The 14,740-nt window shown below is 71.3% G+C and carries 17 protein-coding genes and 3 tRNA genes; 15 read left to right on the top strand and 5 right to left on the bottom strand.

What is annotated here, in order from left to right:
- Window positions 1-355: 355 nt before the first annotated feature.
- The 6 genes from ACFO3J_RS04225 (at window position 356) to ACFO3J_RS04200 (ending at window position 3,487) form a co-directional block, all read left to right on the top strand.
- A complete protein-coding gene (locus ACFO3J_RS04225) occupies window positions 356-604 on the top strand; it encodes a hypothetical protein (protein ID WP_386426232.1) in 249 nt (82 codons plus the stop codon).
- A 74-nt stretch (window positions 605-678) separates the two neighbouring features.
- Window positions 679-1,467, top strand: a complete 789-nt coding sequence (locus ACFO3J_RS04220) for a fumarylacetoacetate hydrolase family protein (protein WP_386426230.1) — start codon at window positions 679-681, stop codon at window positions 1,465-1,467.
- A complete protein-coding gene (gene gltX / locus ACFO3J_RS04215; RefSeq protein ID WP_386426228.1) occupies window positions 1,460-2,956 on the top strand; it encodes a glutamate--tRNA ligase in 1,497 nt (498 codons plus the stop codon). The genes ACFO3J_RS04220 and gltX overlap by 8 nt, the downstream gene beginning before the upstream one ends.
- A 234-nt stretch (window positions 2,957-3,190) precedes the next feature.
- Window positions 3,191-3,262 (top strand) — tRNA-Gln (locus ACFO3J_RS04210).
- A gap of 16 nt (window positions 3,263-3,278) precedes the next feature.
- A tRNA-Glu gene (locus tag ACFO3J_RS04205) sits at window positions 3,279-3,351 on the top strand.
- Window positions 3,352-3,414: 63 nt separating this feature from the next.
- Window positions 3,415-3,487 (top strand) — tRNA-Glu (locus ACFO3J_RS04200).
- A gap of 78 nt (window positions 3,488-3,565) precedes the next feature.
- Here ACFO3J_RS04200 and ndgR read toward each other — a convergent pair.
- Window positions 3,566-4,282 (bottom strand): IclR family transcriptional regulator NdgR, encoded by a 717-nt coding sequence (gene ndgR / locus ACFO3J_RS04195; RefSeq protein WP_093737876.1) that lies wholly within the window; start codon window positions 4,280-4,282, stop codon window positions 3,566-3,568.
- 140 nt (window positions 4,283-4,422) lie between these two features.
- On the opposite strand from ndgR, the gene leuC reads away from it, so the two are divergent.
- From leuC to ACFO3J_RS04175, 4 genes are all read left to right on the top strand, one after another.
- Window positions 4,423-5,847 carry a 3-isopropylmalate dehydratase large subunit gene (gene leuC / locus ACFO3J_RS04190; protein WP_386426227.1) on the top strand — a complete coding sequence of 475 codons (1,425 nt, stop codon included), beginning with the start codon at window positions 4,423-4,425 and terminating at the stop codon, window positions 5,845-5,847.
- A gap of 5 nt (window positions 5,848-5,852) precedes the next feature.
- On the top strand, window positions 5,853-6,449 hold the full coding sequence (leuD, locus tag ACFO3J_RS04185; protein WP_386426225.1) for a 3-isopropylmalate dehydratase small subunit: 597 nt from the start codon (window positions 5,853-5,855) through the stop codon (window positions 6,447-6,449).
- 301 nt (window positions 6,450-6,750) lie between these two features.
- A complete protein-coding gene (locus tag ACFO3J_RS04180) occupies window positions 6,751-6,975 on the top strand; it encodes an SCO5555 family protein (RefSeq protein WP_386426223.1) in 225 nt (74 codons plus the stop codon).
- Window positions 6,976-7,109: 134 nt separating this feature from the next.
- A complete protein-coding gene (locus ACFO3J_RS04175) occupies window positions 7,110-7,721 on the top strand; it encodes an HU family DNA-binding protein (RefSeq protein ID WP_386426222.1) in 612 nt (203 codons plus the stop codon).
- Window positions 7,722-7,835: 114 nt separating this feature from the next.
- On the opposite strand, the gene ACFO3J_RS04170 is transcribed toward ACFO3J_RS04175, so the two are convergent.
- Window positions 7,836-8,054, bottom strand: coding sequence for a hypothetical protein (locus ACFO3J_RS04170; RefSeq protein ID WP_386426221.1), 219 nt, complete (start codon window positions 8,052-8,054; stop codon window positions 7,836-7,838).
- 33 nt (window positions 8,055-8,087) lie between these two features.
- Window positions 8,088-8,750: a 2-phospho-L-lactate guanylyltransferase gene (cofC, locus tag ACFO3J_RS04165; protein WP_386426220.1), complete on the bottom strand. Its 663-nt coding sequence runs from the start codon at window positions 8,748-8,750 to the stop codon at window positions 8,088-8,090.
- A 224-nt stretch (window positions 8,751-8,974) separates the two neighbouring features.
- Here cofC and ACFO3J_RS04160 point away from each other — a divergent pair, with 224 nt between their 5' ends.
- From ACFO3J_RS04160 to ACFO3J_RS04150, 3 genes are read left to right on the top strand one after another with little or no spacing between them, the layout of a single operon-like run.
- Window positions 8,975-9,703 (top strand): lysophospholipid acyltransferase family protein, encoded by a 729-nt coding sequence (locus tag ACFO3J_RS04160; RefSeq protein WP_386426219.1) that lies wholly within the window; start codon window positions 8,975-8,977, stop codon window positions 9,701-9,703.
- Entirely contained in the window at window positions 9,700-10,701 is a 1,002-nt protein-coding gene (locus ACFO3J_RS04155) for an NAD(P)H-dependent glycerol-3-phosphate dehydrogenase (protein WP_386426218.1), read from the top strand. The genes ACFO3J_RS04160 and ACFO3J_RS04155 overlap by 4 nt, the downstream gene beginning before the upstream one ends.
- Window positions 10,702-10,713: 12 nt before the next feature.
- On the top strand, window positions 10,714-11,850 hold the full coding sequence (locus ACFO3J_RS04150) for a D-alanine--D-alanine ligase family protein (RefSeq protein WP_386426216.1): 1,137 nt from the start codon (window positions 10,714-10,716) through the stop codon (window positions 11,848-11,850).
- A gap of 35 nt (window positions 11,851-11,885) precedes the next feature.
- Here ACFO3J_RS04150 and ACFO3J_RS04145 read toward each other — a convergent pair whose 3' ends face one another.
- Window positions 11,886-12,365: a DUF3515 domain-containing protein gene (locus ACFO3J_RS04145; RefSeq protein WP_386426215.1), complete on the bottom strand. Its 480-nt coding sequence runs from the start codon at window positions 12,363-12,365 to the stop codon at window positions 11,886-11,888.
- A gap of 45 nt (window positions 12,366-12,410) precedes the next feature.
- Entirely contained in the window at window positions 12,411-12,644 is a 234-nt protein-coding gene (locus tag ACFO3J_RS04140; RefSeq protein ID WP_093737866.1) for an Lrp/AsnC family transcriptional regulator, read from the bottom strand.
- A 200-nt stretch (window positions 12,645-12,844) separates the two neighbouring features.
- On the opposite strand from ACFO3J_RS04140, the gene ACFO3J_RS04135 reads away from it, so the two are divergent.
- A complete protein-coding gene (locus ACFO3J_RS04135) occupies window positions 12,845-13,810 on the top strand; it encodes a thiamine-phosphate kinase (RefSeq protein WP_386426213.1) in 966 nt (321 codons plus the stop codon).
- Window positions 13,807-14,640: a bifunctional hydroxymethylpyrimidine kinase/phosphomethylpyrimidine kinase gene (gene thiD, locus ACFO3J_RS04130; protein ID WP_386426211.1), complete on the top strand. Its 834-nt coding sequence runs from the start codon at window positions 13,807-13,809 to the stop codon at window positions 14,638-14,640. Before ACFO3J_RS04135 ends, thiD begins: the two co-directional genes overlap by 4 nt.
- The last annotated feature ends 100 nt before the right edge of the window (window positions 14,641-14,740 follow it).

Raw genomic sequence — 14,740 nt, 5'->3', positions numbered from 1 at the left:
AATGCGTCACTCGCCGCGTCGATCCAAGTACACAGCGTCGAGTGCGGGATCAGGCAAAGCGGGCAAACCGGGTCGTGCGGTCCGCTGCGTGCAGGGGCCACCGGTCGACTCGCCCGGGGTGCTCAGGTGTGAAGCGTCACGTTATGGGTTGAACATCCGTTTTGCGGGTAGTGAGAGATTGTCCGCTACGGGCGATCTGCGACTCAGTTCGTGAGCAAAATCACAACGCGACGAATGTTGGCGCGCCAGCCATCGGGGAAGGGGCCGCACTAGCTTGGTGCTTTACAGAAAGCGACAGACTGTCCACCGCCGCGCCCCTCGCGGGCGCCCCGAAACCCGAAGGCCCTGACGGCTGATGAAGACCACCATGATGTTCCGTCCGATCGCCAACCCGCGGCGCACCACGCTCGCCCACCTCAGCGAGGCGACCGCGGCGACCGGGGCGAGCGGGCCGGCGGGAGTGGACGAGAGCGCCGGGACCGCCGAGGACCGCGCCGGGGACGGCCGGGAAGCCCCGACCGGGAGCCGGCCGCTGCCGCAGCGCACCGCCAACCCCCGCCGTACGGTACTCACCGAGCTGCCCAAGGCGCCTGTCACCCCCTGACACCCCGCTGACCTGGCCTTATGTGCGCGCGTCCGGTGGCTGTCCGGCCCGCTGCCGACCACTAGGCTGAGTCCATGCGCATCGCCAGGTTCTCCATCGACGGCAATGTCGCCTTCGGCGCGGTCGAAGGCGACTCGACAGGCCCCGGCCTCGACGGTCTCGTCATCGACATCATCAAGGGCGTCCCCTTCGCGGACTTCGAGCTGTCGGGTACGAAGGTGCCGCTCGACAAGGTGCGGCTGCTGTCGCCGGTCCTGCCCAACAAGATCGTCGCGATCGGCCGCAACTACGCCGCCCACGCCGCCGAGTTGGGCAACGAGGTGCCGACCGCGCCGTGGGCCTTCTTCAAGCCCTCGACCTCGGTGATCGGCCCCGGCGACTCGATCGTCTACCCGTCGTTCTCCCGTGAGGTCCACCACGAGGCCGAACTGGCCGTGGTCATCAAAAGGCTGTGCCGCGAGGTCCCCAGGGAACGCGTCAAGGACGTCATCCTCGGCTACACCTGCGCCAACGATGTCACCGCCCGCGACACCCAGCAGACCGAGAAGCAGTGGGCCCGCGCCAAGGGCTTCGACTCCTCGTGCCCGCTCGGCCCCTGGATCGAGACCGACCTCGACCCCTCCGACCTGGCCGTCACCGCGACCGTCAACGGCGAACTCCGGCAGGCCGGCCGCACCGCCCAGATGATCAACTCGATCGAGGACCTGATCGTCAACATCACCGAGGCCATGACCCTGCTCCCCGGCGATGTGCTGCTCACCGGCACCCCGGCCGGGGTCGGCCCGCTCCACCCCGGCGACGAGGTCGCCGTCACCATCGAAGGCATCGGCACTCTCACCAACAAGGTGATCTCGCGTGGCTAGCGCCCCCTCCACTCCCGGCGACGCGGCCGTCCGCGTCCGCTTCTGCCCCTCGCCGACCGGCAACCCGCACGTGGGTCTGGTCCGCACCGCCCTGTTCAACTGGGCCTTCGCCCGGCACCACCAGGGCACCCTGGTCTTCCGCATCGAGGACACCGACGCGGCCCGCGACTCCGAGGAGTCCTACCAGCAGCTGCTCGACTCGATGCGCTGGCTCGGCCTGGACTGGGACGAGGGCCCCGAGGTCGGCGGCCCGTACGCGCCCTACCGCCAGTCGCAGCGGATGGAGATCTACGCCGACGTGGCCCGGCGGCTCAAGGAGACCGGGCACGCGTACGACTGCTACTGCACCCCCGAGGAGCTGGAGACCCGCCGCGCGCAGGCCCGGGCGGCCGGCAAGCCCTCCGGCTACGACGGCCACTGCCGCCACCTCAGCGAGGAGCAGGTGGCCGCCTACCTGGCCGAGGGGCGCCCGGCGATCGTCCGCTTCCGGATGCCGGACGAGACGATCACCTTCACCGACCTGGTCCGCGGCGAGCTGACCTTCGCCCCGGAGAACGTGCCGGACTTCGGCATCGTCCGGGCCAACGGCGCGCCGCTCTACACCCTGGTCAACCCGGTGGACGACGCGCTGATGGACATCACCCATGTGCTGCGCGGCGAGGACCTGCTGTCCTCCACCCCGCGCCAGATCGGGCTCTACCGGGCGCTGATCGAGCTGGGCGTCGCCACCCGCGTGCCGGAGTTCGGCCATCTGCCCTATGTCATGGGCGAGGGCAACAAGAAGCTGTCCAAGCGCGACCCGGAGGCGTCCCTCAACCTCTACCGCGAGCGCGGCTTCCTCCCCGAGGGACTGCTCAACTACCTCTCCCTGCTGGGCTGGTCCTACTCGGCAGACCAGGACGTCTTCTCCACGGCCGAGATGATCGCCCGCTTCGACATCGCGGACGTCAACGCCAACCCGGCCCGCTTCGACCTCAAGAAGGCCGAGGCGATCAACGCCGACCACATCCGCCGCCTGGAGCCCAAGGACTTCGCCGAGGCCTGCCGCCCCTGGCTGCGGGCCCCCTACGCGCCCTGGCCGCCCGAGTCCTTCGACGAGGCGGCATGGCAGGCCATCGCGCCCTTCGCGCAGACCCGTGTCACGGTGCTGTCCGACATCACCGCCAACGTCGACTTCCTCTTCCTGGACCGTCCGGTCGAGGACGAGGCCTCGTGGGCCAAGGCGATGAAGGACGGCGCGGCGGGGCTGCTCCGCACCGCCCGCGACAATCTGGCCGCGGCGGACTGGTCGTCCGCGGAGTCCCTCAAGGGGGCGGTGCTGGCGGCCGGCGAGACGCACGGCCTCAAGCTCGGCAAGGCGCAGGCCCCGGTCCGTGTCGCCGTCACCGGCCGCACGGTCGGCCTGCCCCTCTTCGAGTCCCTGCAGATCCTCGGCCGTGACCGCACCCTGGCCCGGATCGACGCGGCGCTGGCCGAACTGGGCGGCTGACCACCGGTGCCGGAGAACACCTCCGCGCCGTAAGCACGTTGGGCCCGCGGACCACTGAGGTCCGCGGGCCCGACCCGCCTGCGGGGCCAGGACCGGTCCAGGGCGCCGCGCGCTGATACTCGTTTTGGAGCGCTGTCCCACATCGGGTAATGTTCTTCCTGCGCCGCCGGAGAGGGCTGAGAAGCCCAGCCGGTGAACGCAAGCCGAACAAGGCCCCGTGGGGTTGCGTTTTGGTGGGGTATGGTGTAATTGGCAACACGGCTGATTCTGGTTCAGTTGTTCTAGGTTCGAGTCCTGGTACCCCAGCGCGCATGCAGTGCGAGCCCCCGTTGTGTAGTGGCCTAGCACGCCGCCCTCTCAAGGCGGTAGCGCCGGTTCGAATCCGGTCGGGGGTACAGATCCTTTCATTCCAGCCCCGTCGGGTCGCACCCGGCCGGGATGACGCGAGGATCGCCAGGGCCCCCGTTGTGTAGTGGCCTAGCACGCCGCCCTCTCAAGGCGGTAGCGCCGGTTCGAATCCGGTCGGGGGTACGCATTCCAGCAGAAGCCCGTCGCCTTCGCGACGGGCTTCCGGCGTATCCGGGCGCCCCGCGCGGCCGGCCGGGTCGCTCAGCCGGTGCGGCGCAGCGCCTCCGAGAGCCGGCCGGCCGCGTCCACCACGGCCTGCGCGTGCATCCGGCCCGGGTGCCGGGTCAGCCGCTCGATCGGGCCGGACACCGAGACCGCGGCGACCACCCGGTTGGAAGGGCCGCGGACCGGGGCGGACACCGAGGCCACCCCCGGCTCCCGCTCGCCGATCGACTGCGACCAGCCGCGCCGCCGCACCCCGGACAGCGCGGTCGCGGTGAAGCGGGCGCCCTGCAAACCGCGGTGCAGCCGCTCCGGCTCCTCCCAGGCCATCAGCACCTGGGCCGCGGAACCGGCCTTCATCGGCAGGGTGGAGCCGACCGGCACGGTGTCCCGCAGTCCGGACAGCCGCTCGGCCGCCGCCACGCAGATCCGCATGTCGCCCTGGCGCCGGTAGAGCTGCGCGCTCTCCCCGGTGACGTCCCGCAGATGGGTCAGGACCGGCCCCGCCGTCGCCAGCAGCCGGTCCTCGCCGGCCGCCGCCGCCAGCTCCGACAGCCGCGGCCCCAGGATGAAGCGGCCCTGCATGTCGCGGGCCACCATCCGGTGGTGTTCGAGGGCGACCGCCAGCCGGTGCGCGGTGGGGCGGGCCAGGCCGGTGGCGCCGACGAGTCCGGCCAAGGTGGCCGGACCGGATTCCAGCGCGCTGAGCACCAGAGCCGCCTTGTCGAGAACGCCGACGCCGCTAGAATTGTCCATGCAACGATACTCGCGTCTCACACTATGAAACGCAAGCTCAATTTTCCCCATGAGGCGGCAGTCTGGGGAGACAGCACCGTACACACGCGTAACACACACCGAGCGGGCTCGGCGAAGCGGCCGGAGCCGGAGGGACAGCGATGGGCAGGACACTCGCGGAGAAAGTCTGGGACGACCATGTCGTCCGCCGCGCCGAAGGCGAACCCGATCTGCTTTTCATCGATCTCCACCTGCTGCACGAGGTGACCAGCCCCCAGGCGTTCGACGGGCTGCGGATGAACGGCCGGCCGGTGCGCCGTACCGACCTCACCATCGCCACCGAGGATCACAACACCCCGACCCTCGACATCGACAAGCCGATCGCCGACCCGGTCTCGCGCACCCAACTGGAGACGCTGCGCAAGAACTGCGCCGAGTTCGGCGTCCGGCTGCACCCGCTGGGCGACATCGAGCAGGGCGTCGTGCACGTGGTCGGCCCGCAGCTCGGTCTGACCCAGCCGGGCACCACGGTGGTCTGCGGCGACTCGCACACCTCCACCCACGGCGCTTTCGGCGCGCTGGCGTTCGGCATCGGCACCTCGCAGGTCGAGCATGTGCTGGCCACCCAGACGCTGCCGCTCGACCCGTTCAGGACGATGGCGGTCACCGTCGACGGCGAACTGCCCGACGGCGTCACCGCCAAGGACCTGATCCTGTCGGTCATCACCCAGATCGGCACCGGCGGCGGCCAGGGCTACGTCATCGAATACCGCGGCTCGGCCATCGAGAAGCTGTCGATGGAAGCCCGGATGACCGTCTGCAACATGTCGATCGAGGCGGGCGCCCGGGCCGGCATGATCGCGCCGGACCAGATCACCTTCGACTACCTGGAAGGCCGCGCGCACGCGCCCTCCGGCGCGGACTGGGACGCGGCGGTCGCCTACTGGAAGACGCTGCGGACCGACGACGACGCCGTCTTCGACCACGAGGTGCGGATCGACGCCAGCACCCTCGCCCCCTTCGTCACCTGGGGCACCAACCCCGGCCAGGGCGCGCCGCTGAGCGCGGCGGTGCCGGACCCGGCGTCCTTCGCCGACCCCGGCGACCGCTTCGCCGCCGAGAAGGCGCTGGAGTACATGGGCCTGTCCGCCGGCCAGCCGCTGCGCGAGGTCAGGGTCGACACCGTCTTCGTCGGCTCCTGCACCAACGGCCGGATCGAGGACCTGCGGGCCGCCGCTTCCGTGGTCGAGGGCCGCCAGGTCGCCGACGGCGTCCGGATGCTGGTCGTCCCCGGCTCGGTACGGGTCGCGCTGCAGGCCGTGGAAGAGGGCCTGGACAAGGTGTTCACCGCGGCCGGCGCCGAATGGCGGCACGCGGGTTGCTCGATGTGCCTGGGTATGAACCCCGACCAACTGGCCCCCGGCGAGCGCTCCGCGTCCACCTCCAACCGCAACTTCGAAGGACGGCAGGGCAAGGGCGGCCGTACGCACCTGGTCTCCCCGCAGGTGGCCGCCGCCACCGCGGTGCTCGGCCACCTCGCCTCGCCCGCCGACCTGTCCGACGCCCCTGCCCTCGCGGAGGTCTGAGCACCATGGAAGCCTTCACCACCCACACCGGCCGGGCCGTACCGCTGCGCCGCAGCAACGTCGACACCGACCAGATCATCCCCGCGCACTGGCTGAAGAAGGTCACCCGCAACGGATTCGAGGACGGCCTGTTCGAGGCCTGGCGCAAGGACGAGGGCTTCGTCCTCAACGCGCCCGAGCGGCGGGGCGCCACCGTGCTGGTGGCCGGCTCCGACTTCGGCACCGGTTCCTCCCGTGAGCACGCCGTCTGGGCGCTGCAGAACTACGGCTTCAAGACCGTGCTCTCCCCCCGGTTCGCCGACATCTTCCGCGGCAACTCGCTGAAGAACGGCCTGCTCACCGTGGTGCTCCCGCAGGAGACCATCGAGCGGCTGTGGCAGCTGACCGAGGCCGATCCGAACGCCGAGATCACCGTGGACCTGGTGGCCCGCGAGGTGCGCGCCGAGGGCGTCACCGCCTCCTTCGAACTCGACGGCAACGCCCGCTGGCGGCTGCTCGAAGGGCTCGACGACATCAGCCTGACGCTGGCCAACGAGGCCGACATCGTCACCTACGAGGCCGGCCGGCCCTCTTTCAAGCCCAGCACGGTCGTTCCCGCCTGAGTCCTGCCCGAATCCGGCCTTGATCCGGTCCGAATCCGGTCCGATCCGGGCCGGACCGAGCCCGAATCCGGGCTGTGCCCCGATTCGCGGCCCGATTCATGTCACCGTCCGTGCCCGGTCCGCAGCCGCCGGCCGGTTCGGCCGGCCGCACCGCGAAGCGCCCCTCGCCCGTCCGCGAGGGGCGCTTCCGCGTGTCCGGGCCGCGGGTTCGACAGCCGCCATGGGCCCGGTGAAACCGCCCGGGAACACCCGGTTGGCCCTGTCGCTCCCGACAACTCGCCGCAGATGGCACAATCGACGCATGGAACGCGACAGCCAACTCGAGCTCTACGGGGTGCTGGCCGCGCGTTTGAAGCAGGCGCACACACGCGTCGCGAGTCCCGAAGTCCCTGGTGGGACACGGCGGGAGTTGAGCCGGCGGCTGCTGGCGGTGACCGCCGTGGCGAAGCACGATCTCGGCGACGCGGTACGGCGTCTGGACGTGTTAACGGCTGAGTTGGACGACCTCGGAATCCCCGATCACTGATCGCCGGAAGCACCGAGTTCGTTGCGGCACAAGGGTGATTCGCCCGTTTCGTATTTGATTTGCGGTATATATCCGCCTAGCGTGCGAAATCAGCCCGTACTCATTCGCCGGGCAAGTTTCCGATAGGGGAAGACGTGAACAAGGCGCAGCTCGTAGAAGCGATTGCCGACAAGGTAGGCGGCCGACAGGCCGCCGCGGACGCGGTTGACGCGGTTCTCGACGCGTTGGTCCGCGCGGTGGTGGCCGGTGAGCGGGTCTCGGTCACCGGTTTCGGATCATTCGAGAAGGTCGAGCGTCCGGCCCGCTACGCCCGTAACCCCCAGACCGGGGAGCGGGTGCGGGTGAAGAAGACCTCCGTGCCGCGGTTCCGCGCCGGACAGGGCTTCAAGGACCTGGTCAGCGGTACGAAGAAGCTTCCGCGCGGCGGCGAGGTCTCCGTCAAGAAGGCCCCCAAGGGCAGCCTGAGCGGCGGCCCGTCCACCACGGCCCGCACCACCACGAAGAAGGCCGCCGCCAAGAAGGCCACCACCGCGCGGACCGCCGCGGCCAAGAAGACGACCGCCTCGAAGACCGCGGCGAAGAAGACCACCTCCACCGCGAAGAAGACCACCGCCAAGAAGAGCTCGGCCAAGAAGACCACCGCCAAGAAGTCCTCCCCGGCCCGAAAGACCGCCGCGAAGAAGGCCCCGGGCAAGCGGACGTCTCCACGCAAGACCACCGCGAAGCGCACCGCCGCCGCAAGGTGATACCGGATCGCACCACTGCGACGGGCCGGGTCCCCCCTCGGGGGAACCCGGCCCGTGCGCGTTTCTCCGCCGCCTGCCCGCTCGCAGCAGCGGCCCCGCAGCGGCCCGCGGGTCCTACGCGCCCGGGTCGGGGAAGGTCTGCAAGGTCACGAAGACCACCCGGCGGTCGTCGTCGGCGCCCTCGGTGCGGATACGGACCCGCTGCCCCGGCCGCAGCAGCCGCAGCCGGCCCGCGTCGAAGGCGGCGGCGTCGAAGTCCAGCGGTGTCCCGTCGTCCAGCAGCACGCTGCCGGCGCGGGTCTCGGGGTCGAAAGTGAACGCGGTTGCCTGCATACGGTCCAGCCTAGGACCCGGACCGGAGCGGCTTCAGGCGCCCGGAGGCGAGAAGGCGGCGAAAAGGGGCGTGAAAAGCGCCGTGCGCCGGCCGACGCCCAGTGCCAGCGCGGCGCGCAGGTCGTCGGCGGTGTCGACGTCTCGGCGCACGGAGGGGACCCCGGGGAGGGTGATCTCGTGGGCGCCGGAGGCCAGGTGGCGGGCGCGGGAGGGGCCGCCGAAGGCGGGGGAGAGCGGCAGGCGGGGCGGCGCGGTGAGCAAGGTTGTCCCCACGCCGGCCGCATCGGCCAGGAACGCGCGTTTCCCGGCGCGTACGGCCTCCCGCAGGACCATGGACAGCTCGGCCGGCCGCAAGGCCGGGAGATCGCCGTTCAGCGCCGCGACCGCCGCCGCGGGCTCGCGGTCCCTGACCCGGGCGGCGCCGTGCCGCAGCGCCGCGTTCAGCCCCGCGGCCGGCTCGTCGGCCACCACGAAAGCCCCCAGCCCGGCCAGTTCCGCGCCCGCCACCGTGTCATCGGTGACCACCGTGACGTCCGCCACCTCGGCGCAGGCCAGCGCCGCGGTCACCGTGTCCAGCGCGAACGCCAGCGCCAGCGCGGGCCGGACCTCGCCCACCGCCGCCGCCAGCCTGCTCTTGGCCAGTGCCAGCGGCTTCAACGGCACCACCAGCGACCACCTGTACCCCGCGTCGTCCACCTCCCCATTGTGGGAGGGGCCCCGCGCGGCGGACCGCCCGGGGTGCGCGGCCGGCGGGACGGGAAGCGCCGGGGACGCGGCGGAGAAACGGCGGAGAATCGGCGGAGAATCGGCGAAGGGGCAGCGAAGGCCCATGGAGGCGGGAGGGCGGCAAAGAGGGGGGCGTACCCTCCTCCGTAGCCGCGACGCCTGCGCGGTTCCCCAGCGAACGAAGAGGAGTCCGGGTGTCCCGCCGCAGAATCGGTTTCTGGTACCGCCTGGCGGCCGCCATCGCGAAGCCGCCGCTCATTGTGCTGTTCAAGCGTGATTGGCGCGGAATGGAGAACATTCCCGCCGAAGGCGGATTCCTCACGGCGGTGAACCACAACTCCTACCTCGACCCGCTGCTGTATGCGCATTTCCAGTACAACACCGGCCGCGTCCCGCGCTTCCTCGCCAAGGCCTCGCTGTTCAAGCCCTTCTTCGTCGGCGCCATCATGCGCGGCACCGGCCAGATCCCGGTCATCCGGGCCACCACCGACGCGGCGGCCGCCTACCGCGCCGCGATCGAGGCGGTCGAGAAGGGCGAGTGCGTCGCCTTCTACCCCGAGGGCACCCTCACCCGGGACCCCGACCTGTGGCCCATGGTCGGCAAGACCGGTGTCGCCCGGGTCGCGCTGCTCACCCAGGCCCCCGTCATCCCGATCGCCCAGTGGGGAGGCAACGAGTTCCTGCCGCCCTACGCGAAGAAGCCCAGCTTCCTGCCGCGCAAGACGCACCGCGTACTGGCCGGCCCCCCGGTCGACCTGGCCGCCTGGTACGGCAAGGAGCCCACCGCCGAGGTGCTGCGCGAGATCACCGCGACCATCATGGGCGCTGTGAAGGAACTCCTCGCCGAACTGCGCGGCGAGCCCGCGCCCCCCGGCCTCTACGATCCGCGCCAGGCCGCCAGGCAGGCACGGGAGGGCGCGTGACGCCCCGCTGCGCGGTCTACGGCACCGGCTCGTGGGGCACCGCCTTCGCCATGGTGCTGGCCGACGCCGGCTGCCAGGTCTCCCTGTGGGGCCGCCGTCCGGAACTCGTCGACACCATCAACCGCACCCGCACCAACCCGGAGTACTTCCCGGGCCTCGAACTGCCCGCCGCGGTCACCGCCACCGCCGACCCGGCCGAGGCGGCCGCGGACGCCGAATTCGTCATACTGGCGGTCCCCTCGCAGTCGCTGCGCGCCAACCTCGCCGACTGGGCGCCGCTGCTGCGCCAGGACGCGGTGCTGGTCAGCCTGATGAAGGGCGTCGAACTCGGCACCGCCAAGCGGATGAGCGAGGTCATCGAGGACGTCACCAAGGCCGGACCGGACCGGATCGCCGTGCTGTCGGGGCCCAATCTCGCCCCCGAGATCGCCGCCCGGCAGCCCGCCGCGTCCGTGGTCGCCTGCCGGGACGAGTCGGTGGCCCGCCGGATCCAGGCCGCCTGCCACACCGCGTACTTCCGCCCGTACACCAACACCGACGTGGTGGGCTGCGAACTCGGCGGCGCGGTGAAGAACGTGATCGCGCTGGCGGTCGGCATCGCGGGCGGCATGGGCCTGGGCGACAACACCAAGGCGTCGCTGATCACCCGCGGCCTGGCCGAGACCACCCGGCTGGGCCTGGCGATGGGCGCCGATCCGTACACCTTCGCGGGACTGGCCGGCATGGGCGACCTGGTGGCCACCTGCTCCTCGCCGCTGTCCCGCAACAACACCTTCGGCCACAACCTCGGGCGCGGCATGAGCCTGGCGGAGACCATCGCCGTCACCAGCCGGACCGCCGAGGGCGTCAAGTCCTGCGAGTCGGTGGCCGATCTCGCCCGCAGGCACGGCGTCGACATGCCGATCACCGAGACGGTGGTCGACATCGTGCACAACGGGAAACCACCGCTGGTGGCCGTCAAGGAGTTGATGTCACGCTCCGCGAAGCCGGAACGGTAAGGTCACGGCGATATGAGCAACGTGCAGAAGTTCGACCGCAAACCGCGGGTCGCCGTCGTCTTCGGCGGACGCAGCTCCGAACACGGAGTGTCCGTGGTGACCGCCGCCAGCGTGCTGCGCGCCATCGACCGCGACAAGTACGACGTCCTGCCCATCGGCATCACCACCGAGGGACGCTGGGCGCTCACCGCCGACGAACCCGAGCGGATGGCCATCGCCGAACGCCGGATGCCCACCGTCGAGCAGGTCGCCGACCACGAGGGCGCCGTGGCGCTGCCGGTGGACCCGGCCAGCCGCGAAGTCGTCTACACCGAGGCCGGCGCCGTCCCCAAGGTGCTCGGCGAGGTCGACGTGGTCTTCCCGATGCTGCACGGCCCCTACGGCGAGGACGGCACCCTGCAGGGTCTGCTGGAACTGTCCGGCGTCCCTTACGTCGGTTCGGGTGTCCTCGCGTCGGCCGTCGGTATGGACAAGGAGTACATGAAGCGGATCTTCACCTCCTTCGGGCTGGCCGTCGGCCCGTATCTGGTGATCCGGCCGCGCGAGTGGGAGCGCAGCGAGGAATCCGTACGGCGCAAGGTCGCCGACTTCGCCGGCGCGCACGGCTGGCCGCTGTTCGTCAAACCCGCCAGGGCCGGCTCCTCGCTCGGTATCAGCAAGGTCGAGGGGCCCGACGACCTGGACGCGGCCGTCATCGAGGCCCGGCGGCACGACCCCAAGATCATCATCGAGGCGCTGCTGAGCGGTCGCGAGATCGAGTGCGGTGTGCTGGAGTTCGAGGACGGCCCGCGCGCCTCGGTCCCCGCCGAGATCCCGCCGGCCACCGCGTCGGACTTCTACGACTTCGACGCGAAGTACATCGACGCCGCCGAGGGCATCGTGCCCGCGCCGCTCACCGAGCGGCAGACCGCCGAGGTACGGCGCCTCGCCGTCGCCGCGTTCGAGGCGGCGTCCTGCGAGGGCCTGGTCCGGGCCGACTTCTTCCTGCTGGACAGCGGCGAGTTCGTGATCAACGAGATCAACACCATGCCCGGCTTCACGCCGATCTCGATGTACCCGCGGATGTGGCAGGAGAGCGGCGTCGGCTACCCGGAACTCATCGACCGGCTGCTGCAGGCCGCGCTGAACCGCGCCACCGGGCTGCGCTGAAGCCCCGCTCGGGCACACCGTCCCGGAGGGGCGACTCAGATCCCCTCGGGGATGGTGTGTTTGACCGGAGCCGCCAGGTCCAGCAGCGGACTCGCGTCGTGCGCGTACTTCGGCGGCAGCGTCAATTCCACGTACGCCTTGCGCAGCGTGGTGGTCAACCGGACGCTGCCGTCGGCGTTCTGCTCGAACGACCAGGTCACGCCGTTCACCTCGGTGGCGTCCGTGTCCGCGTCGGCATCGGCGGCCGGCCGCGGCACTCCGCAGCGCAGCACCACCGACGGATGACCCCACCCGGCGACCAGATCGGAATCCGGCTTGAGATCATGCCGGGACAGACCGTTGAGCTTCTTCGGCAGTTGCGCGTGCAGCGCGGCGCAGTAACCGGCGACCTGGGCGTCGGGCACCGGGACGGCGACCTGCTCATCGGTACCGGAGGTGAACGCGTAGACCGCCGCCGCGGACACACATGCGACGGCGGACACGGCGATCAGTAGGGCCCGGCGGTGGAAACTCACCGGCTGAGCATATGTAGGGCACCCGAAAAGGGGCTCGGTGGGGGGCTAGAAATGCACGACCGGACAGGTCAGAGTTCGGGTGATGCCGTCCACCTGCTGGACCTTGGCGACCACCATGCGGCCGAGTTCGTCGACCGTGTCGGCCCGGGCCCGGACGATGACGTCATAGGGACCTGTGACGTCCTCGGCCTGGATGACTCCGTCGATCTTGGAGATCACCTCCGCTACTGCCGAGGCCTTGCCGACCTCGGTCTGGATCAGGATGTACGCCTGTACCACGGAACCTCCAGGGCGGCTTCGAGGATCATGTGGGAAGGGGGACGCCACGTTATCGCGTCGTCGCGCACAGCGGGGAGACCCGCGCGGTACCTGACCCCCGTATTGACGGGAAACACGCGCCGGAACCGGCCGGCGCCGCGGCGGGCGCCGACACTGACGCCGGGACAGTCGAGACAGTCACGACAGAAGGGGACGAAGTGATGAAGGGGACTGTGGGCGAGCTGGGGGAGTTCGGGCTCATCAGGGAGCTGACCTCTCGCCTCACGTCGACCCCCGCGGTCAAACTCGGCCCCGGCGACGACGCGGCCGTGATCGCCGCCCCCGACCGCCGGGTGGTGGCCACCACCGATGTACTCCTCGAAGGCCGCCACTTCCGCCGCGACTGGTCCACCGCCTACGACGTGGGCCGCAAGGCCGCCGCGCAGAACCTCGCCGACATCGCCGCGATGGGCGCGGTGCCCACCGCAGTCCTGCTCGGCCTGGTCGTCCCGGCCGAACTCCCCGCCACCTGGCCGGTCGAGCTGATGGACGGCATCCGCGACGAATGCCAGGTGGCCGGCGCCGCGGTGGTCGGCGGCGACGTCGTACGCGGTGACACCATCACCGTCGCCATCACCGCGCTGGGCGATCTGCGCGGACGGGCACCGGTCACCCGGTCGGGAGCCCGGCCCGGCGATCTCGTCGCCGTCACCGGCTGGCTCGGCTGGTCGGCCGCCGGACTCGCCGTGCTCTCCCGGGGCTTCCGCTCCCCGCGCGCCTTCGTCGAGGCCCACCGCCGCCCCGAACCGCCCTACGACGCCGGGCCGGCCGCGTCCGAACTCGGCGCCACCGCGATGACCGACGTCAGCGACGGCCTGGTCGCCGACCTCGGCCACATCGCCGCCGCCAGCGGCGTGGACATCGACCTGCGCTCCGCCGACATCGACGTACCCGCCCAGATGTCCGACATCGGCCAGGCCGTCGGTGTCGACCCGCTGCACTGGGTGCTCACCGGCGGCGAGGACCACGCCATCGTCGCGGCCTTCCCCCGGGACGTGAAACTGCCCGCCCGCTGGCGGATCATCGGCGGGGCCTCGGCGCCGGCCGGCCGCGTCCCGCAGGTCACCGTGGACGGCGCCCCCTGGGAGAAGGCCGGCGGCTGGGACCACTTCGGCGAGCAGCCGTGACCGCCGCCGAGGCCGCGGCGGACCGGCGGCCGCCCGCCCGGGTGCTGACCGTGGCCGGCTCCGACTCCGGCGGCGGCGCCGGCATCCAGGCCGACCTCAAGACGATGCTCGCCCTCGGCGCGCACGGCATGAGCGTCGTCACCGCCGTCACCGCCCAGAACTCCCTGGGCGTGCACGGCGCCTGGGAACTGCCCGTGGAGGCGATCCGCGCCCAGTTCCAGGCCGTCGTCGACGACATCGGGGTCCAGGCCGTCAAAACCGGCATGCTCTCCTCGGCCGCGGTCACCGCCGCGGTCGCCGAACTCCTCACCGGATCGGCCGCCGTACGGAACGTGCCGGTCGTGGTCGACCCGGTCGCGGTCTCCAAGCACGGCGACCCGCTGCTCGACCCCGGGGCACTGGAGGTCGTACGGTCCCGGCTGCTGCCCGCCGCCACCGTGGTCACCCCCAATCTGGACGAGGTGACCCAGCTCACCGGGATCGTCGTCACCGGGGAGGCCGACCTGCGCACCGCCGCCCGGGCCGTGCTGGCGTACGGGCCGCGCTGGGCGCTGATCAAAGGCGGCCACCTGCCGGACACGGCGGAGGCGGTCGATCTGCTGTCGGACGGCGAGCACGAGCACTGGTACCGCGCCCCGCGCCACGGCAACCGGCACACCCACGGCACCGGCTGCACCCTGGCCAGCGCGCTGGCCTCGTATCTCGCGCTCGGCCACGACATGCCGGCCGCGGTGGGACTGGCCAAGGACTATGTGACCGGCGCCGTCGCGGCCGGCTTCGCGCTCGGCGCCGGCATCGGGCCGGTGGACCACGGCTGGCGGCAGCGCTGACCCCCGCGTCCCGGCGGGCACTACCTTCCGGCCCGGCGGGACACGCATGCCGAAAAGCCGACCCACCCAGAGGTGGATCGGCTTTCAGTAGCCGTAAGGC

The organism is Streptomyces polygonati (genome assembly GCF_042650325.1).
In the GTDB taxonomy this organism is placed as follows: domain Bacteria; phylum Actinomycetota; class Actinomycetes; order Streptomycetales; family Streptomycetaceae; genus Actinacidiphila; species Actinacidiphila polygonati.
The sequence above is the reverse complement of the archived record's forward strand: the minus strand, read 5'-3'. Positions and strand labels throughout refer to the sequence as shown.